The sequence below is a fragment of the Streptomyces sp. NPDC045695 genome, assembly GCF_056432025.1.
This window is the reverse complement of the sequence record NZ_JBWKJU010000001.1, coordinates 94956-114921: the sequence shown is the minus strand read 5'-3', so window position 1 is coordinate 114921 and position 19966 is coordinate 94956. Positions and strand designations below refer to the sequence as shown.

Here is a 19966-nt window from a genome sequence, read left to right as displayed (position 1 = left end):
TTCGGGGACTACGCGTTCGCGATGACGAGCAGGGTGCGCGCCGGGTCCGGCCCCGACAGGCGGCAGCGGTGCGGGACCTCACCGCGGTGGTGGGCGCTCTGCCCGGCGCGCAGGGTCAGCGGTTCCTCGCCCTCGACCTCCAGGACGATCTCGCCCTCCAGGACGTAGAGGAAGTCCTCGCCGGGGTGTTCGAACCAGCCGCGCTCGCCCCGGCCGGGCTCGAAGTGGTGCTCGTACGCCTCCATCAGGGTGCTGCGCCCCCCGGGGATCAGCACCCGCGCGACCTGCCCAGCGGCCTCGTCCACCCGGATCACCTGGGGGTCGGCCTCGTGGCTGACCGCACCCGGGCGGCCGGGGGGCCGCAGGAAGGTGCCGGGGGTGACGTCCAGGGCCTCGGCGATCCGGTAGATCGAGCTCAGGCTGGGCGTGGCGAGGCCGCGTTCCAGCTGGCTGAGGAAGGGCTGGGAGAGGCCTGAGCGGGCGGCGAGTACGGCCATGGAGACTCCGCGCTGTCTGCGGCAGCCGCGGATCACCCGTCCGACCTCGATCGCTTCGGGTGTGGGTTCGGGGCGGGACACGCAGGTGAACGTACCTCATCGCGCATTCCGGGCCGGGTGGCACCGGAAGGCTTCGCACTGCCGCAACACGTTCTTCATAAGCGTGGTCAATTATTGACCTCACTTATCAATGAGCGAGGAACCGACCGAGGAGCCGCCCCGTGCCCGCCACCCCCTCACCACCCCGCCAGGCCCCCGGCCGCCTCGGCCGCATCGGCCCGGCCCTGGGCGCGGCCGGCGTCGTACTCACCCTCTGGTACCTGCTCGCCCGGTACGGCGGGGTGGCCCCGGGACTGCTGCCCACACCGGGCGAGACCGCGGCCGCACTCGTGGACAGCGCACGCGGCGGCACCCTGGCCACCGACCTGGGCGCCAGCCTGGCCCGTGCCGGACAGGGCTTCGCGCTGGGCGCCGTCATCGGCGGCGCGCTCGGCTTCACCACGGGCTACCTGCCCCGGCTGTCCGCCGCCGTCACCCCCGTCATCTCCTTCCTCCGCCCGATCCCGGCCATCGCGCTGGTGCCGCTCGCGACCGCCTGGTTCGGCATCGGGGAGACCGCCAAGCGCCTGCTCATCGCGTACGCCGTACTGCTCGCCGTCTGGCTGTACGTCCACGACGGGGTGTCCCGCGTGCCGGTCTCCCACCTGCGGGCGGCACGGTCCCTGGGGGCCCCGCTGCACCGGCGGTTCGCCGAGGTGCTGCTGCCGGCCGCCGCACCCGCCCTGCTCGCGGCGCTGCGGTACGGGGCGTCGGTGGCCCTGCTCGCCCTGGTGGCGGCCGAACTGGGCGGCGCGGACAGCGGGCTGGCGTACCGGCTCCAGGTCGACGGGCAGTTCCTGCGGGTGGACCGGATGTTCGCGGGGCTGCTCGTACTCGGGCTGCTCGGGGTGGCCGTCGACCTCGTCCTGGCCGCGATCGGCCGGCGGGTCGTGCACTGGAGCGCGTCATGAGCCTCGGGGTACGGCTGGAGGGGCTGGCGCTGGGCTACGGCGCCACCACCCCGGTGCTGGAGCCCACCGACCTGGAGCTCCCGGCGGGCTCGTTCACGGCCCTGCTCGGGCCGAGCGGATGCGGCAAGTCCACCGTGCTCAACGCCGTGGCCGGGTTCGTACGTCCCACCGCCGGCCGGGTCACGGCGGGCGCGGAGCCGGTGCGCGGGCCGGGCCCGCAGCGCGGCGTGGTCTTCCAGCACTACGCGCTGTTCCCCTGGCGCACGGCCCGCGGCAACGTCGAATTCGCCCTCAAACGTCTGCGCCTGCCGCGCGCTGAGCGGCGCCGGCGGGCCCTGGCCGCGCTGGCCGGGGTGGGACTCGCGGACGGCGCCCACAAGTACCCGGCGCAGCTGTCGGGCGGGATGCAGCAACGGGTGGCGCTGGCCCGGGCGCTGGCCGCCGAGCCCGAAGTGCTGCTGATGGACGAGCCGTTCGGCGCGCTGGACGCACTGACGCGGACCCGGATGCAGAGCCTGCTGCGGGAGCTGTGGCAGCGCAGCGGCACCACCGTGCTGTTCGTCACCCACGACATCGACGAGGCGCTGGCTCTCGCCGGCCGCGTGGTCGTCCTCGGCGGGAGCCCGGGCCGGGTGGTCGCCGACCACGCCGTGCCCCCCGGTCCTCCCGATCCGGAGCTGCGCTCCCTGATCGCGCGTCACCTCGGCTCCGCATGACTCCCCCGGAAAGGACCTTCACCATGATCAGACCCCGCGCGCTGGCCGTCGTCCTGCTGGCGGCCCTGCTCGCCCCGCTCGCCGCGGCCTGCGCGGCCCCGTCCGGGCCCGGCGGCGGGCGGCCCGCCGTCACCCTCGCCGGCAGCGACCATCTGGGCGGCGCCCCGCTGTACGTGGCCCAGGAGCGGGGGCTCTGGTCCGCCGAGGGCGTGCGCGCCGCCGTCACCACCCATCCCACCGGCCGCGACGCGCTGAACGCGGTGCTCGGCGGCCAGGCGCAGCTCGGCGTCGTCGGCGACCTGCCCGCCGTGACGGCCGTGCTGGGCGGCCGAGAGCTGCGGATCGTCGCCGAACTGTCCCGGTTCTCCGACTGGCGCCTGCTCACCCGGACCGACCGGCAGATCCCCGACTTCAGCGCCCTCAAGGGCCGCAGGGTGGGGGTCCCGCAGGGCGCGAACGTCGAGTACGCCCTGTCGCGGATGCTCGCCTCGGCGCACCTGACGGCGGCGGACGTGAGGGTGGTCAACCTCGCCCCGAACCAGGTCCCCGCGGCGCTGGCCCGCGGGGACGTCGACGCCGGTGTCACCTTCCCCGGCTTCTACGGGGCCGCGCGCACCGCCCTGGGCGCCTCCTACGCGGAGCTCCCCTTCACCGGCTACACGGCCAGGACCCTCCTGGTCGCCGGTCCGTCCGCGAGTGACGAGGGCGTCACGGCGGTGCTCCGCGCACTGCTGCGCGCGCAGCGCGAGCTCGCCGCCGATCCGGCGGGCGCGCGCTCGGCCGTACTCGCCCAGTCCAAGGGCGTCCTCCAGGCCGACTACGTCGAGGACTTCCAGCCGCGTTACGCCTACGGCCTCACTCTGGGCCCCGAGCTGCCGGCGCAGCTGGAGGTGGAGGCCGCCTGGGCCAAGGCCGAGCAGAAGCTGCCGGGCTCCGCCGACCGCGCCGCACTGCTGCGGTACCTGGACGCCGGACCTCTGACCGCCGTCGACCCGAGCGCCGTCACCCTTCCCTGAACCACCACGCCGCGCAAACCCGCCCCACTACACCAGGAGACCCTCATGAGCGTCGTCGACCAGAACACCGTGCGCCGCCGCGGCGTGGGCCTGATCGCCCACGATCCCGCGCGCAGCTACGGCGGTTACACCCTCTACACACCGATCACCAGCGCCGGCGAGATCCACCTCGTCGACATCGAGGGGCGGCAGGTGCACACCTGGAACTCCCCGCACCCGCCCGGCCGCCAGGCCCAGCTCCTGCCCGGAGGGAACCTCTTCTACGCGGCCAAGGACACCACCGGCCCCAGCCTCTTCCCCATCTGGGACGTCTACCACGGCGGCATCTTCCAGGAGCTCGCACCCGACTCCACGGTGCTCCGCGAGGTCAGGCACCCCTTCCACCACCACGACGCCTCGATCCTGCGCAACGGCAACCTCGTCATCACGGCGGTCGAGCCGCTGGCCCCGGCCGACGCCGCCCGGATCCGTGGCGGCATCCCCGGTTCGGAGGCACCGGGCGGCGCGATCTACGGGGACGTGGTGTACGAACTGACCTGGGACGGGGAGGTGGTGTGGCGCTGGGCCGCCATCGAGCACCTCGACCCCGAAGAGGTCTTCCTCGACCCGCACTTCGCCCGCGAACACTGGCCCATGGCGAACACCGTCAACGAACTCGCCGACGGCGGGCTGGTCGTGGGCTTCCGCAGCGCGTCCACCACCGTGGCCGTGGACCGCACGGACGGCTCCGTCCGCTGGCGCATCGGCCCCGACGTGCTCGCCCAGCAGCACCATCCGCACGAGCTGGCCGACGGCACCATCCTGGTCTTCGACAACGGCACCTACCGCGACACCACCTCGGTGCCGTACTCGCGGGTGCTGGAGCTCGACCCGCGCACCGGCAGGGAGGTGTGGTCGTACGAGGACAACCCTCCGCAGAACTTCTTCAGCCCGTACATGTCCAGCGCGCAGCGCCTGCCCAACGGGAACACCTTCGTGGCCGAGGGCTCCTTCGGCCGGCTCTTCGAGGTGACCCCCGGCGGCGAGGTGGTCTGGGAGTTCGTGGTCCCACAGTTCCGGTCGTTCGGGGAGGGCGTCGGCCTGGAGTCCTCGGCCGGCGCGCAGAACGCGGTCTTCCGCGCCTACCGGTACGCCGCCGACCAGCTCCCCTGGCTGTGACCGGGGCGCCCCGCCGGCCGGCTCCGGCCGGCCGGTTCAGCCGCCGACGAGCTCAGCCGCCGTCGCGGACGGCGACGATGCCGTTGAAGACGCCGACGTAGGCCGTGCCGTCGGGTCCGAGGGTGATCGGCGCCCAGTTGTTGTCGTACAGCGGGCCGGTGCCGGTCAGCTGCCGCCAGCGGCGCTCCCCGGTGCGGAAGTCCACCGCACTGAGGTACCAGGCGTCGATCCCCCACGCGTTGGGCTCCTTCTCGTAGAAGTAGAGGAGCCCGTTGGCGGTGGACAGCTTGGGGACGGTGGAGGGGGAGCGGATCGCGCTCTGCCACACCGTGTCGCAGCCGCTGCCGTCGGCGCGGACGTCGATGCGGGTGACGCCACCCACGACGGACTTGCCCAGCAGCAGGGTCGTGGGGTTCTCGTAGCCGTAGTTGTTCTCGACGACGATGCTGTCGCCCCAGGTGATCAGCGAGTTGTCGGTGGTCGAGGCGCCGGAGGCGAAGACGGGCACCTTGCAGACCTGCCGCCGCTCGGCGGGGACGTCCGCGCCCCGCCGGAAGACCAGGACGTTCATCCGGTCGTCGGCGTTGTCGGTGATGGCGACGTAGCCGCCGCCGAAGAGGTCCGGGGTCGTTCCCGAACCCTGGTTGACGGAACCGGGCTTGGCGGCGCTCCCTCGGTCGTACGTCTGGCGCCACTGCACCTCGGGGGTACCGTCGGCGGCGGCCCGGAAGCTGTAGAGGGCGTGGTCGGAGACGATGGAGACGCCGTCCGCGGCGACCGAGAAGGAGTTCTGGATCTCCTCGCCCGCCAGCCGGACCGACCGGATCCGCGAGGTCGCAGGGTCCACGGTACCGACCCGGCCCTGCCGGGTGACCCACCAGATGCGGCCGTCCCAGTCGGGCATCACGGACGTGACGGGGTCGCACGCGCCGCTGGGCCGCAGGTTCGCCCAGCTCACGCAGTCGTGCGGGACCTGGCCGGTGAGGTCCCAGTCGTCGTCGACCGTGAACTGCCAGCTGCCGTCCGGGCCCTGTGCGTGCGAGAGGCGCAGGACGTGCTGGCGGGAGTCGGCCAGCACGGCCCGGTCCTGGTCGTCCAGGTAGAAGTAGGCACCGCCCGAGGTGTCCTTGAAGATCTTCGAGAAGTCGAGCGAGGTGATCGCCTCGACCGTCGAGGAACGCTGCGGGAGCCGGTACTCCGCGAGGGTGGCGAGCGTACGGGGCTCCAGCAGCTTGACCTTGAAGCCCGAGAAGGTGCCGCACACCGTGACCAGCCGGCCGGCCGAGTCGAAGGTGGCGGTGGCGCATTCACCGCCGAGGGCGGCGATCCTCTCGCTCGTCACCCGCGGGTTCCTGCCGAGGGGCCCCGGCCAGGGGGAGGTGGCGCTGCCGCCGGCGTCGGAGTGCATGCCGCTGCGGCCGTTGGGCGCGAGGAAGGGGTGCTGCGCCGGCGCCTCACCGGGCAGCGGGGCGGCCTGCGCCGGGCCGCCGTCGTAGTGGCTGATCAGGCGGTGGCCCGGGGTCTTGGGTATCTCCTCGGCCTGGGTCCCGGGGCCGCCGTACATCACGGTGAAGGCGGCGACGACCGGCAGCACGGCGCAGTTCAGCGCTCTTGGGAACATCCGGACTCCTCCGTGTCTCTTCCGTTCTGCTGACGTCGCATCCGATCGCGTCCGGCACCGCGCCGCGGCCAGACGCTAGATCGCACGGCCGGAGGAGTCCATGGAAGGGCCGGATGATTCACGCGGGCGCAACAGTCGATCAGGGATCGAGACTGGAGACCACGTTCGCGGTGGCCGTCAGGCCGTTGTGGATGCTCGCCGCCATGCTGCTGCTCGCCAGGTAGAAGCCCAGCAGCACGCAGACGACGGCGTGCGAGAACTTGAGCCCGCCGCTGCGCAGGAAGATCCAGGCGAGGATGAGGAGCAGGACGACCACGGAGAGGGAAATCACCATCGAAACCTCCTTGACTCGGCGTCATGGTGGCGCAGGAGGGGGTGCCTTCGGGCGAAACACGTGTCCGCCGTACGGGTGTTGACCGTGCGTGACGGTCGTTCGGTCCTTGACGGCCCCGCTCCCGCGGCACGTTGAGGCCGCCGGCCGCGAGCCCGCCGCACGGGGGTTGCCCGGCCCGCCCCCCGCATGCCATATATGTCTAGACCTTTACGCGGAAGCGGAGGAAGCCACCCCCGTGCACCCCACCCGACGCACCGCCCCGATCCTCGCCCTCTGCCTGTACCTCGGCCCGGCCCTCGGCGGCGCGGCCGCGTGCACCGCGCCCGACACCGAACCTCCGCCCGCCCCCGCCGGGCTCACCGCCCAGGCCGGCAGCGCCACCAGCGTGCACGTCATGTGGGACACGGCGGCGGCCCGGGACGGGGTGAGCGGCTACCAGGTCTTCGAGGCCGACCGCCTGGTCCGCGAACTCCCTGCGGAGAAGAACATGGTGGACGTCACCGGCCTCACCCCACAGACCGGTTACGTCTTCACGGTCCGGGCCAAGGACGCCGCCGGGAACCTCTCCGGCCCGGGCCCCGCCGCCCGGGTGACCACCCCGCCGGCCCGGGCCGAGGACCGCGGCGCCCCCACCGCCCCGGCCGCCACCACCGGCCGGGCCACCGGGCCGCGCTCCGCCCAGGTGTCCTGGACGGCGGCGACCGACGACACGGGCGTGACGGCGTACGACGTCTACCAGGGCGGCGTCCGGATCCACACCACCGGCCCCGGCGAGAGCGGCACCGTGCTGAGCGGACTCCAGCCGGACACCGTCTACACCTTCACCGTCCGGGCCCGGGACGGGGCGGACAACTCCTCCCCCGACGGCCCCGCCGTGGACGTCACGACCCCGCCCGCCTCCGGCGACGGGCCCAGCACCGCGCCCGCCGGATTCACCGCGGCCGCCTCCCCGGGCACCGTCACCCTCGGCTGGAGCGCCCCGGACACCGGCCGCGAGACCACCGAGTACGAGCTGTACGTCAACGGACGGCCCACGACCGTCATCCAGTTCGGCGCGGGCGCCGCGCCCGCCGGCCGCGTGGAGCACCGGCTCACGGTGGCCGAACCGGCCGGCACGGTATGGGCCGTGAAACTGCGGGCCCGGCTCCCGGACGGCACCTGGGGTACCTTCTCCGCGGAGCGGCGGATCACCCTCATCGCGTGAAACGAGTCGGCGATCCGGCCTGAACGGCACGGTCGGATAAGAAGATCACGCACAATACATCCGTGTTCGGTGAGTACTCGGTCCATGACAATCAGGCAGATCCCACGGACGGCGATGCCGGGCCGTGCTCCGGCGCCGCGCTCGGGAACCTGCCCACGGAGCCGGCGAGCTTCGTCGGGCGGGCGCGTGAACTGCACCTTCTCGACGTCTTATTGCGCGAGCGCAGACTGGTCACCCTCACCGGGGTGGGCGGTGTCGGCAAGTCGCGGCTCGCCCTGCGGGCCGTCACCGACTCCCGGCAGGCGCGCCCCGACGGCGTCTGGTGGGTCGATCTCTCACCGCTGCGCGATCCCGGTCTGCTCACCGCGACCGTCGCCCACGCCGTCGGCCTGGCCGACCACTCCCACCGCCCCCTCGACGAGGAACTGTGCGCGTGGATGGCCGACAAGGAGCTCCTGCTGGTCCTGGACACCTGCGAGCACCTGGTGGCCGACTGCCGGCACCTCGTCGGTGAACTCCTCCAGTCGGCCCCCGGACTGACGGTCCTGGTCACCTCCCGGGAGCCGCTCTACTGCCCGACGGAAGAGCTCGTCGACGTCCGGCCGCTGCCCTGCGAGGGCCCCGACAGCGACGCCCTCGCCCTCTTCCGCGCCCGCGCCCTCGCCGCGACCCCGCAGGCGGCGGCCGCCTTCGCCGACCCCGCGCGCACGGCGGTCGCGGCCGAGGTGTGCCGGCGGCTGGACGGCATCCCGCTGGCGCTGGAACTCGCCGGCGCCCGCATGCGGTTGTGGACGCTGGAGGAGGTGGCCGAGCGGATCGGCGAGCGCTTCGAGGTCCTGTCGGACCTGCGGGCCGCCCTGCCGCCCCGGCACCAGACGATGCGCACCACGATCGGCTGGAGCCACGAGCTGTGCGCGCCGCTGGAGCGCCTGCTGTGGGCCCGGCTCTCGGTCTTCACCGGCGACTTCGACGTGGCCGCGGCCCGCGCCGTGTGCGCGGGCGGTCCGCTGCCCGCCGCCCGCGTGGAGCGCGTACTGGCGGGCCTGGCCGCCAAATCGGTGGTCCTGCGCACCACGGAACGCGGGGTCGGCGCCCGCTACCGGATGCTGGACACGATCCGCGAGTACGGGCACGACTGGCTGGGCGAGCTCGGCGAGATCCGGATCGTCACCGACCGGCACGCCCACTGGTACGCGGCCCTGTGCCGAGCCGCCGACCGGGGCTGGCTGGGCCCGGGGCAGGTCGACTGGTACCGCAGAATCACCGCCGAGCACGCGCAGCTGCGCACGGCCCTGGAGCACCTGCTCACCGCGGACCCGACGGCCGCGCTGGAGATGGCCGGGGCGCTGTGGTTCTACTGGTTCGCGTGTGGGCACGTGCACGAGGGCAGGGCCTTCCTGGAGCGGGTCCTGCGGACCGCCCCGCCCACGGGGGCCGCGTACAACCAGGCCGTGTGGGCCCTCGGGCTCACCGCGCTGCTCCAGGGCGACATGGACACGGCCCAGCGGCTCGGCGAGGAGTGCACCCGGGACGCGGCCCGCCTCGCGGACCCCGAGCGGGAGCTGCGCGCGGCCTATCTCCACGCGGTGTCGGTCCTCATGCCCGGAGACGCCGTACGGGCCCTCGCGCTGGCCGGTCCACGGGCCCGGGCGAGCCACGGCGGGCGGACCAGCGCGCCGGGCTGGCTCCTGTGCAAGCTGGCCACCGGATACGCCCTGTGCGACCTGGGCCGCTTCGAGGAGGCCACGCAGGAGGCGCGGGCCCTGCGGGAGGCCTGCGCGGAGCTCGGCGAGCGCTGGCTGCGCGCGTACGCGGACTACATCCTGGCGGTGGCCGCACTGGGCATGGGCGACCACGGCGAGGCCGCCCGGCACGTGCGGGCGATGCTGTCCGGCAAACGGCTGCTCGGGGACCGCTTCGGCATCGCCCTGGGCCTGGACCTGCTGGCGGCGGCGGTGGCGGGGCTCGGCGACGGGGAACTGGCGGCGCGGCTGCTGGGCACCGGGCACGCCTGGTGGCGCACGGTGGGCCGGCCGCAGATGGGCTCGCCCTCGCTGACGGCCCTGCGGGACCAGGGCGAGCGGCAGGCCAGGGCGGCGATCGGCGACGCCGCCTACGAGACGGCGTTCCTGGGCGGTGCGGCGTCGTCCACCGGCTGAGGACCAGCCGATGGACCGCGAGGGGGTGTCTGGTGGGTCAGGCCGGATCAGGGAGCGGGGTCTGGTGCCGTGGATCGCAAGGCGGAGGAGGAAGTCAATGCGGAGCATTGGCGACCGACGACAACGCGGCGAGGCGCGGCACCAGACCCCGCGAGCCCGGCCTGACCCACCAGACGCCCCCTAAGGCGCGTGCTCCCGTCAGTACGGGAGGGGTCTGCCCGACGGTGTGCGCAGGTCCAGGTCTCGGGGGGCGGGCTTGGGGACGGGCTTGCGGATCAGCTGCTGGCGCATGCTGCCTCCTCGCTCAGACCAGGGCCGGGCGGCGGGGTTCCACCGTGCGGCGGTCGGGGAGCAGTTCACCGGTGTCGTCGAAGACCACCACTCCGTTGCACAGCAGGCTCCAGCCCTGTTCGGGATGGGAGGCCATGATCCGGGCGGCGTCGTGATCGGCGCTGTCGGCGGCAGGGCAGGGGGGCTGGTGGGAGCACATGGCGCACCTCCTCGCAAAGTGGGGCGGGAAGGCCGGTGGTCACCCGGTCGAATCCGCGATCCACGGTGGCGGTGAGTATTACTGATCGCCACCCCCGGATGGAACCCATAATCGCCGTCCAGTTCACGGTGTGTATGCCCGCTTACCATGCGCTCATGCCCGTTATCCGGATCATTCACCGCACATCTCTGGCGCCCTCCGAGGCATGGCTGCGGCTGACGGACTGGGAGCGCCACGGCGCGCAGGTCCCCTTCACCCGGACGATCATCGAGACGGCGCCGCCGACGCACGTCGGGACGGTCTTCACGGCGCGCACGGGCGTGGGCAGGATCACCTTCGACGACCCCATGGAGGTCGTCGTCTGGCGGCCCCCCGCGCCGGGGCCGGCGCACGGACCGGCGGCGGACTCGACGGGACTGGTCCGGCTGGAGAAGCGCGGCCGGTCGGTGACGGGCTGGGCCGAGATCGAGATCCGCCGCTCCCCCGCCGGGGGCAGCGAGGTCCACTGGCGCGAGGACCTGCGCGTGCGCGGCCTGCCCCGCGCCCTGGACCCCCTGGTCGCGGCGGCGGGCCGGCTCCTCTTCGGGCGGGCCCTCGCCCGGCTGCTGCGCCCCTGAGCGGGGAGGCTAAGGTGCCGTGATCACCGCGCCGATGATCACTACGCGACCGAGGAGATGTCCGTGGCCACTCCGCCACCGCCGCAGCAGCAGGGCGCCGGCCCGTACGGCCCGTACGCCCCGAGCGGCACCTACGTCCCGCAGCAGGGCGGCCCGTACGGCCCGGCCCCCGCCGGGCCCCCGCCGTACGGCGCGTACGGTGCGTACGGCGCCCACCCGGAGCCGGGCCGCTACGGATGCCGGCTCTGCGGGGCGTGGCCGGCCGCGGCCACGACCGTACGCGGGCACCAGGGCATGATCGTGCTGATGCGCTTCCTGAGCGTCCCCGGGCCGCTGTGCCGCGACTGCGGGCTCGCGACCTACCGCCGGATGTCCTCGGACACCCTGTGGCAGGGCTGGTGGGGTCCGCTGTCCTTCTTCATCACGCCGGTGACCCTGCTGCTGAACCTGGGCCCGCGGGCGGCCTTCCGCAGGCTCGCTCCCCCGGCGGGCGGCTTCCGGCCGGCGCTGGACCCGGGCAAGCCGCTGTGGCGCCGGCCGCCCGTGCTGATCGTCCTCGTCCCGCTGCTGCTGCTCGTCCTCGCGATCCCGGCGCTGGCCGTGCTCGGGGCGGTGGTCGGGGACGACGCGCCGCACCCGCTGACCTCCGGGCAGTGCGTGCGCAACAAGGGCGACTGGAAGGACCAGAGGCTCGTCGTCACCGACTGCCTCTCCCCGGCCGCCGAGTACCGGGTGCGCCGGCCGACGGCCACGGCGCCCTGCGGCCCCGGCGACTACCTGGCCCGCCCCGAGTACAGCCCCGACGGCACCCTCAACTGCCTGACACCGCTGCACTGACGCACCGCGGCCCGGACCCGCGCGGGTCCGGGCCCCGGGACAGACCTAGCGGATCGGCATGCCGGAGATGGTGCGGGCTATCACCAGCCGCTGAATCTCGCTCGTGCCCTCGAAGATGGTGTAGATGGCGCTGTCCCGGTGCATGCGTTCCACCGGGTACTCACGGGTGAAGCCGTTGCCGCCGAGGATCTGGACCGCCTGGGCGGTGACCTTCTTGGCGACCTCGCTCGCGAAGAGCTTCGACATCGAGCCCTCCGCCGACTCGAACGGCCGGCCCGCGACGGCCATCCAGGAGGCCCGCCACACCAGCAGCCGGGCCGCGTCGATCTGGGTCCGCATGTCGGCGAGCTGGAAGGCCACGCCCTGGTTGTCGATGATCGGGCGGCCGAACTGCGTGCGGGTCCTGGCGTAGTCGAGGGCGACCTCGTACGCCGCACGCGCGGTGCCCACGGCCATGGCGCCGACCGCCGGCCGGGAGGCCTCGAAGGTGGCCATGGCGGCGTTCTTCACGCGCTCGCCCCCGCCGTTGCGGGCCCGCTCATGGGCGCGGGCCAGCCGCTCGTCCAGCTTCTCCTTGCCGCCGAGCAGGCAGGATCCGGGGATCCTGACGTCCTCCAGTACCACCTCCGCGGTGTGCGAGGCGCGGATGCCGTGCTTCTTGAACTTCTGGCCCTGGGACAGTCCCGGGGTGTTCGGCGGCACGATAAAGGAGGCGTGGCCCTTGGTGCCGAGCTCCGGGTCGACGACGGCCACGACGATGTGGACGTTGGCGATGCCGCCGTTGGTCGCCCAGGTCTTGGTGCCGTTGAGCACCCACTCGTCCTTCGCCTGGTCGTAGACGGCCCGGGTGCGCATGGCGCCGACGTCGGAACCGGCGTCCGGCTCGGAGGAGCAGAAGGCGGCGAGCTTCACGTCGTTCTGGTCGCCGTACATCTGCGGGATCCAGGTGCCGATCTGCTCCTCGGTGCCGTTGGCGACGACGCCGATGGCCGCGAGACCGGTGCCGACGATCGACAGGGCGATGCCCGCGTCACCCCAGAAGAGCTCTTCCATGGCCATCGGGACGCCGAGGCCGGTAGGGTCGAAGAACTGCTGGGCGTAGAAGTCCAGCGAGTAGATGCCGACCTTGGCGGCCTCCTGGATGACGGGCCAGGGAGTCTCCTCGCGCTCGTCCCATTCCGCGGCGGCCGGGCGCATCACATCGGCGGCGAAGCCGTGGATCCAGTCCCGTACCTGCTTCTGGTCGTCGTTCAGCTCCATGGTGAACTCCGCCATGTCCCCTCCACCTGTCTGTGCTCGTACCTGCGAAAGTTACTAGCGGTAACCCCCACCGGGGCCCAGTCTGTTACCGGCGAGTAGCCACTGTCAAGCACCGGCCGCACCGGCGTCGGCGACGGGCTCGGGGGACGGTCGACGGCCGCCGGGTCGATCGGCGGGGTGTGCCGGGTGTTACGTTGCGTGTGCGTCAGGCACATCGCAAGGGCGGGGAGAGAAACACGTCATGGAGACCACTCAGCAGGGCGGCGAACCGGGAGCGGGCGAGCGCCGCCGGCGGGAACTGCTCGAAGCCGCCGACCGGGTCGTGCTCAGGGACGGCCCCAAAGCCTCCATGAACGCCATCGCGGCGGAGGCCGGCATCACCAAGCCCATTCTCTACCGGCACTTCGGGGACAAGGCGGGCCTCTACCAGGCGCTCGCCGTCCGGCACACCGACGCCCTGCTCGACTCGCTGCGGGCGGCGCTCGACGCCCCCGCGGAGCGCCGCCGCCGGGTGGAGTCCACCCTCGACACCTACCTGGCCGCCATCGAGGCCCGTCCGCAGGTCTACCGCTTCCTCATGCACCCGGCCGAGGACTCCCACGCGGAGCGCGGCTTCGACGTCGGCCTGCACTCGGCGCCGCTGCTGCGACGGCTCGGCGAGGAACTGGCGCAGGTGATCGGCGAGCGGGTGGACCTCGGCCCGGGCGGCGAGCGGCTGGCGCGGATCTGGGGCCACGGCATCGTCGGCATGATGCACGCGGCGGGTGACTGGTGGCTCGGCGAACGCCCCTGCGAGCGCGCGGACCTGGTCGCCGGCCTCACGGACCTCCTCTGGGGCCGCCTGTCCATCGCCGGCAACCGCCTGGACGGCCCGGGCTTCTGACCCGGCCCGCCCGGCCGAACCGGCGGGTGGCGGGAGCCGTCAGGCGCGCGGGGCTTCGGAGCCCCACGGGGTCTTCCGGATGGCCCGCCGCAGGCGTCGGGCCCGCAGCCCGGTCACGCGGTCCGCGTACACGGTGCCGTCCAGGTGATCGCACTCGTGCTGCAGGCAGCGCGCGAAGAACCCGGTGCCCTCAATCCGCACGGCCGCGCCGTCCGAGGTGACCCCTTCCACCACGGCCCGGTCGAAGCGGGCCGTGCCCGCCTCAAGCCCCGGCAGCGAGAGGCAGCCCTCGGGGCCGAGGAACTCGTCGCCGTCGGCGGCGACCAGCCGCGGGTTGACGATGTGCCCGACGTGGCGGACGTCCTCGTCGTCGGGGCAGTCGTAGACGAACACCCGTTGCCCCACGCCGATCTGGTTCGCGGCGAGGCCCACGCCCTCGGCGGCGTACATCGTCGCGAACATGTCCTCGATGAGCCGGTCGAGCGCCGGGCCGAACGCGGTGACCTCCGCGCAGGGCGAGTGGAGCACCGGATCACCCAGCAGGCTCATGGTGCGGACGATGCCGGTGGTACCGGGGATAAGGCGCTGTCGCATGGCCGTAAGGGTACGACGGGCGACTATATGAGGAGATCTGCGGCGGGGCGGGGGCGCCGCGGTCAAGGCTCCGGCAGGTACTGGATAGGCTGGGGCCGACCGACGCAAGGAGGACAAGGGACGATGGCAGGCAACACAGAGCCGCTTTCGCCGCGGGCCAAGCTGGCCGTGACGGCGGGCAAGGCCGCGGCGGCGGTGTCGCGGGCCGCGGGACGCGGAAGCGGATCGGTGATCGGTGGCAAGGTCGCACTCAGGCTGGACCCCGATCTTCTCGGCGCGCTGGCGCAACACCTCGACGTCGTCCTCGTCTCCGCGACGAACGGCAAGACCACGACGACCCGGCTGATCGCGGAGGCCCTGCGGGCCAGCGGTCCGGTCGTCTCCAACGCGCTCGGCGCCAACATGCCGGCCGGCATCACCTCGGCGCTGGCCGGCGGCTCGGACGCCAAGTACGGCGTCATCGAGGTGGACGAGAAGTACCTGGCCGGAGTGGCCCGGGACGTCACCCCCAAGGTGATCGCCCTGCTCAACCTCTCCCGCGACCAGCTCGACCGCGCCGCCGAGACCCGCATGCTCGCGGAGAAGTGGCGCGAGGGCCTCTCGGGCTCCAAGGCCGTCATCGTCGCGAACTGCGACGACCCCCTGATCGTGTGGTCGGCCTCCTCCTCGCAGAACGTGGTGTGGGTCGCCGCCGGCCAGGAGTGGAAGGACGACGCCTGGTCGTGCCCCTCCTGCGGCGGCGTCATGCAGCGCCCGGGCGACGACTGGTTCTGCGGCGAGTGCGGCTTCCGGCGCCCGACGCCGAGCTGGGTGCTCTCCGGCGACCACGTGCTCGACCCGCACGGCTCGGCCTGGCCGATCCACCTCCAGCTGCCCGGCCGCGCCAACAAGGCGAACGCCGCCACCTCGGCCGCCGTGGCCGCCGTCTTCGGCGTCCCGCCGCAGGTCGCGCTGGAGCGGATGTACCAGGTGCAGGCCGTCGCCGGCCGCTACGACGTGGTGCAGTTCCAGGGCCGTGAGCTGCGCCTGCTGCTCGCCAAGAACCCGGCGGGCTGGCTCGAAACGTTTTCGCTGATCGACCCCCCGCCGACCCCGGTGGTCCTCTCGGTGAACGCGCGCGGGGCCGACGGCACCGACACCTCCTGGCTGTGGGACGTGGACTACACGCGCCTGGCCGGCCACCCGATCTTCGTGATCGGTGACCGCAAGCTGGACCTCGCGGTCCGCCTCGAAGTCGCCGGCCTGGACTTCCGGGTGTGCGAGACCCTCGACGAGGCCGTGCAGCTCGCGCCGCCCGGACAGATCGAGCTGATCGCCAACTACACCGCCTTCCAGGACGTGCGCCGCCGCGTCGGCAACTAGTACCCATAAAGGACAAGAGCATGAGCGACAACAGCCTGCGTCTGGTGTGGGTCTACCCCGACCTGCTGAGCACGTACGGAGACCAGGGGAACGCCCTCGTGGTGGAGCGCCGGGCGCGCCAGCGCGGCCTGGACGTGCAGCGCGTGGACGTGCGCAGCGACCAGCCGATCCCCACGTCGGGCGACATCTACCTGATCGGCGGCGGCGAGGACCGGCCCCAGCGGCTGGCCGCCGAGCGCCTGCTGCGCGACGGCGGTCTGGAGCGCGCCGTCTCGAACGGTGCGATCGTCTTCTCCGTCTGCGCCGGCTACCAGATCCTCGGCCAGGAGTTCGTCAACGACCAGGGACAGCGTCAGGAGGGCCTCGGCCTCCTGGACGTGGTGACCCTGCGCGGCGAGGGCGAGCGCTGCGTCGGCGACGTCCTCGCGGACATCGACCCGCGCCTGGGCCTGCCGCAGCTGACGGGCTTCGAGAACCACCAGGGCATCACGCACCTGGGCCCGACGGCGAGGCCGTTCGCCCGGGTGACCATGGGCCGCGGCAACGGCACCGGCGACGGCACCGAAGGCGCGTACAACGACACGGTGTTCGGCACGTACATGCACGGTCCCGTGATGGCCCGCAACCCGCAGATCGCGGACCTGCTGCTGAAGCTGGCCCTCGATGTGAACGCGCTGCCCCCCATGGACGACCGGTGGTACGAGGCCCTGCGCGCGGAGCGCATCGCGACGGCGACGCAGCCCGCGTAGCGCCCTGCGGGCCGCTCATCGGGGCGGCCCCGCGATCATGTGTTCGGCCCGGTTTTCCCTAGGGGGAACCGGGCCGACCTCGTTTCGTACGACGAGTACGACCAGCATGTGGAGGATGGTTCGGGTCACCGCTCCACCGCTTGTAGGGTGGCCGTAATTCCCACCGGACGACGTGGTCCGGTCGCCGGCCCACGTTGCAAAGGTCTCCCCTGCCATGCGCATAGGTGTGCTCACTTCCGGTGGCGACTGCCCCGGCCTCAACGCCGTCATCCGCTCCGTCGTGCACCGCGCCGTCGTCGACCACGGCGACGAGGTGATCGGCTTCCACGACGGCTGGAAGGGCCTGCTGGAGGCGGACTACCGCAAGCTCGACCTCGACGCCGTCGGCGGCATCCTCGCCCGCGGCGGCACCATTCTCGGCTCCTCCCGGGTCCAGCCCGCGCACCTGCGCGACGGCGTGGAGCGCGCCCGCGGGCACGTCGCCGACCTCGGGCTCGACGCGATCATCCCGATCGGCGGCGAGGGCACCCTGAAGGCGGCGAACCTGCTCTCGCAGGCCGGCCTGCCGATCGTCGGGGTCCCGAAGACCATCGACAACGACATCGCCTCGACCGATGTCACCTTCGGCTTCGACACCGCCGTCGGCGTGGCCACCGAGGCGCTGGACCGGCTGAAGACCACCGCCGAGTCCCACCAGCGCGTGATGGTCGTGGAGGTCATGGGACGCCACACCGGGTGGATCGCCCTGCACTCCGGCATGGCGGCCGGCGCGCACGCGATCGTCGTGCCCGAGCGCCCCTTCGACATAGAGGAGCTCACCGCGATCGTCGGCGAGCGCTTCTCGGCGGGCAAGCGGTTCGCGATCGTCGTGGTCGCGGAGGGTGCCAAGCCCCGCCCCGGCTCGATGGACTTCCAGGAGGGCGGCACCGACATGTACGGCCACGAGCGGTTCGCCGGCATCGGCAACACGCTCGCCGTGGAGCTGGAGAACCGCCTGGGCAAGGAGGCCCGGCCGGTGATCCTGGGCCACGTCCAGCGCGGCGGCACGCCCACCGCGTACGACCGGGTCCTGGCCACCCGCTTCGGCTGGCACGCCGTGGAGGCGGCGCACCGGGGCGAGTTCGGCATGCTGACCGCCCTGCGCGGCACGGACATCGTGATGGTGCCGCTCGCCGAGGCGACCTCGACCCTCAAGACGGTCCCGGCCGAGCGGTACGACGAGGCCCAGACGGTTCTGTAGCCGTTTGCCCCTTACGGCCGCCCCCGCGCGCAGGAGCGTACGGGGGCGGCACTACTGTGGTGGAGCGCCACAGTCAAGGGAGTGAAGAGATGGACCACAGCGGGCACGGCATGGACATGGACATGAACCTGCCGCCCTTCACTCTCGGACGCGGGCTGGAGTTCTCCTTCGACGCCTTCTTCCTGATCGGCTCACTGGTGGGGCTCGCCCTGTACGCGTGGGGCGTGACGCGGCTGCGCCGGCGCGGGGACTCCTGGCCGCTGGGCCGGAGCGTCGCGTTCACGCTGGGCGTGCTGACCGTGGTCCTGGTCATGTGCACCAAGCTGAACGACTACGGCATGGTCATGTTCAGCGTGCACATGGTCCAGCACATGGTGATCAGCATGATCACCCCGATCCTGCTGCTGCTCGGCGCTCCGGTGACGCTGGCCCTGCGGGCGCTGCCGCCCGCCGCCCGAGGCCACAAGGGGCCGCGCGAGCTGCTGCTGATGCTGCTGCAGAGCCGCTACATGCGGGTGATCACCCACCCGGCCTTCACCATCCCGATGTTCATCGCGAGCCTCTACGCCCTGTACTTCACCCCGCTCTTCGACTTCCTGATGGAGAGCCGGAGCGGGCACGTCGCGATGATGGTCCACTTCCTCGCCGTCGGCCTGATCTTCTTCTGGCCGATCATGGGCATCGACCCGGGCCCGCACCGCCCCGGCTACGTGATGCGGATGCTGGAGCTCTTCGCCGGCATGCCCTTCCACGCCTTCTTCGGCATCGCCCTGATGATGGCGAGCGAGCCGATGATCAAGACGTACGCCCACCCGCCGGCCTCCCTCGGCATCGATCCGCTCCTCGACCAGCAGTGGGGCGGCGGCATCGCCTGGGCGTTCAGCGAGATCCCCTCGGTCCTGGTCCTGATCGCCCTGGTCTACCAGTGGTACCACTCCGAGCAGCGGGCGGCGAAGCGCTCGGACCGGGCCGAGGACCGCAACGGCGACCAGGAGCTCGCGGCGTACAACTCGTATCTCGCCTCGCTCCGAGCGCGTGGCCAGTAGCGGAAAACCGTCTTCGCGCGCCACCATGGGGCATGACCGGATCCGTTAAGGCGATGGCTGTCATGACCTTCGCCGCACTGGTGGCCGTCGCCACGTACTCCGTGGTCCTCGGCAGCAACGGCTGGCTGTGGTTCGGCTGGGTGGTGCTGGGACTTTTGACCGCCGGGATGGCCGCGTCCCGCAATGTCTGAGGGAGCAGGGAAGATGCCCGCCGCCCCCTCCGTCCCGTGACTCACGGTCCGTAAACTGGACGTGACAACGCGACATCGACGGGAGCGGCCTGGTGTTCTACCACTTGCTCAAGCACGTGTTGCTCGGCCCCCTGCTGCGGCTGCTGTTCCGGCCGAGGATCGAGGGCCTGGAGAACATCCCGGCGCACGGCGCCGCGATCATCGCGGGCAATCACCTGTCGTTCTCCGACCACTTCCTGATGCCCGCGATCCTCAAGCGGCGGATCACCTTCCTCGCGAAGGCCGAGTACTTCACCGGTCCGGGGATCAAGGGCCGCCTCACCGCGTTCTTCTTCCGGAGCGCCGGCCAGATCCCCGTGGACCGTTCGGGCAAGGACGCCGGCCGGGCGGCGCTGCGCGAGGGGCTGGCGGTGCTGGCCAAGGACGAGCTGCTGGGCATCTACCCGGAGGGGACGCGCTCGCACGACGGGCGGCTCTACAAGGGCAAGGTGGGCGTGGCCGCGATGGCCCTGGGAGCCGGGGTGCCGGTGGTGCCGTGCGCGATGGTCGGCACCTTCGAGATCCAGCCGCCCGGACAGAAGATCCCGAACATCCGGCGGGTGACGATCCGCTTCGGTCGGCCGCTGGACTTCTCCCGGTACGCCGGGATGGAGGGGGAACGGGCCGTACTGCGGGCGGTCACCGACGAGATCATGTACGCCATCCTCGAACTGTCCGGCCAGGAGTACGTCGACCGGTACGCGGGCGAGGTCAAGGCCGAGGAGGAGGCCGAGCGGAGGAAGGCCGAACGGAAGAAGGCCCGGCGCACCTCGCGCTGAGCCTCCTCCCGTTCGCGTGGGCCGGTAGGCCCTGGCGTCAAAGTGGCGCCGGTCAGGCCCGCGGTGTCCGGTGCCGTGCATCGCAAGGCGGAGGGGGGGGAGGGAGGGGGAGGGGACCGGGGGGCCCCGGAAAAACGGGAGGAGAGGGGGGCGGAAAAACCGAG

At 72.5% G+C, this 19966-nt stretch carries 21 protein-coding genes; 15 read left to right on the top strand and 6 right to left on the bottom strand.

Annotated features, from left to right (window positions below; genetic code table 11):
* Window positions 1–8 precede the first annotated feature (8 nt).
* Window positions 9–578 (bottom strand): helix-turn-helix domain-containing protein, encoded by a 570-nt coding sequence (locus tag AC07DU_RS00595; protein WP_479036774.1) that lies wholly within the window; start codon window positions 576–578, stop codon window positions 9–11.
* Between the two features lie 140 nt (window positions 579–718).
* Here AC07DU_RS00595 and AC07DU_RS00590 point away from each other — a divergent pair, with 140 nt between their 5' ends.
* The 4 genes from AC07DU_RS00590 to AC07DU_RS00575 are packed head-to-tail and all read left to right on the top strand — an operon-like array spanning window position 719 to window position 4397.
* The gene (locus AC07DU_RS00590; RefSeq protein WP_479108808.1) at window positions 719–1507 is read left to right on the top strand and encodes an ABC transporter permease; all 789 of its coding nucleotides are present in this window, start codon (window positions 719–721) and stop codon (window positions 1505–1507) included.
* Window positions 1504–2223: an ABC transporter ATP-binding protein gene (locus AC07DU_RS00585; protein ID WP_453373535.1), complete on the top strand. Its 720-nt coding sequence runs from the start codon at window positions 1504–1506 to the stop codon at window positions 2221–2223. Before AC07DU_RS00590 ends, AC07DU_RS00585 begins: the two co-directional genes overlap by 4 nt.
* A 23-nt stretch (window positions 2224–2246) precedes the next feature.
* Window positions 2247–3239, top strand: a complete 993-nt coding sequence (locus tag AC07DU_RS00580) for an ABC transporter substrate-binding protein (RefSeq protein WP_479108807.1) — start codon at window positions 2247–2249, stop codon at window positions 3237–3239.
* 45 nt (window positions 3240–3284) lie between these two features.
* Entirely contained in the window at window positions 3285–4397 is a 1113-nt protein-coding gene (locus AC07DU_RS00575) for an aryl-sulfate sulfotransferase (protein WP_479108806.1), read from the top strand.
* A 52-nt stretch (window positions 4398–4449) separates the two neighbouring features.
* On the opposite strand, the gene AC07DU_RS00570 is transcribed toward AC07DU_RS00575, so the two are convergent.
* Both AC07DU_RS00570 and AC07DU_RS00565 read right to left on the bottom strand, forming a co-directional pair.
* On the bottom strand, window positions 4450–5961 hold the full coding sequence (locus AC07DU_RS00570) for a hypothetical protein (RefSeq protein WP_479109347.1): 1512 nt from the start codon (window positions 5959–5961) through the stop codon (window positions 4450–4452).
* Between the two features lie 196 nt (window positions 5962–6157).
* A complete protein-coding gene (locus AC07DU_RS00565) occupies window positions 6158–6352 on the bottom strand; it encodes a hypothetical protein (RefSeq protein WP_360898450.1) in 195 nt (64 codons plus the stop codon).
* 235 nt (window positions 6353–6587) lie between these two features.
* On the opposite strand from AC07DU_RS00565, the gene AC07DU_RS00560 reads away from it, so the two are divergent.
* Complete coding sequence (locus AC07DU_RS00560) at window positions 6588–7556, top strand: fibronectin type III domain-containing protein (RefSeq protein WP_479108805.1); 969 nt, start codon at window positions 6588–6590, stop codon at window positions 7554–7556.
* Between the two features lie 62 nt (window positions 7557–7618).
* Window positions 7619–9715, top strand: coding sequence for an ATP-binding protein (locus AC07DU_RS00555; protein ID WP_479108804.1), 2097 nt, complete (start codon window positions 7619–7621; stop codon window positions 9713–9715).
* 304 nt (window positions 9716–10019) lie between these two features.
* On the opposite strand, the gene AC07DU_RS00550 is transcribed toward AC07DU_RS00555, so the two are convergent.
* Entirely contained in the window at window positions 10020–10205 is a 186-nt protein-coding gene (locus AC07DU_RS00550) for a DUF5999 family protein (RefSeq protein ID WP_479036795.1), read from the bottom strand.
* Window positions 10206–10360: 155 nt separating this feature from the next.
* On the opposite strand from AC07DU_RS00550, the gene AC07DU_RS00545 reads away from it, so the two are divergent.
* Together AC07DU_RS00545 and AC07DU_RS00540 are read left to right on the top strand one after the other, a co-directional pair.
* The gene (locus AC07DU_RS00545) at window positions 10361–10822 is read left to right on the top strand and encodes an SRPBCC family protein (protein ID WP_479036798.1); all 462 of its coding nucleotides are present in this window, start codon (window positions 10361–10363) and stop codon (window positions 10820–10822) included.
* Between the two features lie 57 nt (window positions 10823–10879).
* Window positions 10880–11659: an LppU/SCO3897 family protein gene (locus AC07DU_RS00540; RefSeq protein WP_479108803.1), complete on the top strand. Its 780-nt coding sequence runs from the start codon at window positions 10880–10882 to the stop codon at window positions 11657–11659.
* A 45-nt stretch (window positions 11660–11704) separates the two neighbouring features.
* On the opposite strand, the gene AC07DU_RS00535 is transcribed toward AC07DU_RS00540, so the two are convergent.
* On the bottom strand, window positions 11705–12934 hold the full coding sequence (locus tag AC07DU_RS00535) for an acyl-CoA dehydrogenase family protein (RefSeq protein WP_453373542.1): 1230 nt from the start codon (window positions 12932–12934) through the stop codon (window positions 11705–11707).
* A 226-nt stretch (window positions 12935–13160) separates the two neighbouring features.
* Here AC07DU_RS00535 and AC07DU_RS00530 point away from each other — a divergent pair, with 226 nt between their 5' ends.
* Entirely contained in the window at window positions 13161–13802 is a 642-nt protein-coding gene (locus AC07DU_RS00530) for a TetR/AcrR family transcriptional regulator (RefSeq protein ID WP_479108802.1), read from the top strand.
* A 39-nt stretch (window positions 13803–13841) separates the two neighbouring features.
* Here AC07DU_RS00530 and def read toward each other — a convergent pair whose 3' ends face one another.
* Entirely contained in the window at window positions 13842–14396 is a 555-nt protein-coding gene (def, locus tag AC07DU_RS00525) for a peptide deformylase (protein ID WP_360898434.1), read from the bottom strand.
* Between the two features lie 123 nt (window positions 14397–14519).
* Between def and AC07DU_RS00520 the strand changes: the two genes are divergently transcribed.
* The 6 genes from AC07DU_RS00520 to AC07DU_RS00495 all read left to right on the top strand — a co-directional run bounded on the left by AC07DU_RS00520 (window position 14520) and on the right by AC07DU_RS00495 (window position 19802).
* Window positions 14520–15758 carry a MurT ligase domain-containing protein gene (locus tag AC07DU_RS00520; protein ID WP_360898432.1) on the top strand — a complete coding sequence of 413 codons (1239 nt, stop codon included), beginning with the start codon at window positions 14520–14522 and terminating at the stop codon, window positions 15756–15758.
* A 20-nt stretch (window positions 15759–15778) separates the two neighbouring features.
* Window positions 15779–16507, top strand: coding sequence for a type 1 glutamine amidotransferase (locus AC07DU_RS00515; protein ID WP_360898430.1), 729 nt, complete (start codon window positions 15779–15781; stop codon window positions 16505–16507).
* A gap of 214 nt (window positions 16508–16721) precedes the next feature.
* Window positions 16722–17747, top strand: coding sequence for a 6-phosphofructokinase (locus AC07DU_RS00510; RefSeq protein WP_360898428.1), 1026 nt, complete (start codon window positions 16722–16724; stop codon window positions 17745–17747).
* Window positions 17748–17836: 89 nt separating this feature from the next.
* Entirely contained in the window at window positions 17837–18793 is a 957-nt protein-coding gene (locus tag AC07DU_RS00505; protein ID WP_360898426.1) for a cytochrome c oxidase assembly protein, read from the top strand.
* Between the two features lie 32 nt (window positions 18794–18825).
* Window positions 18826–18984, top strand: coding sequence for a hypothetical protein (locus AC07DU_RS00500; RefSeq protein ID WP_360898424.1), 159 nt, complete (start codon window positions 18826–18828; stop codon window positions 18982–18984).
* Between the two features lie 92 nt (window positions 18985–19076).
* On the top strand, window positions 19077–19802 hold the full coding sequence (locus tag AC07DU_RS00495; protein ID WP_479108801.1) for a lysophospholipid acyltransferase family protein: 726 nt from the start codon (window positions 19077–19079) through the stop codon (window positions 19800–19802).
* Window positions 19803–19966 lie beyond the last annotated feature (164 nt).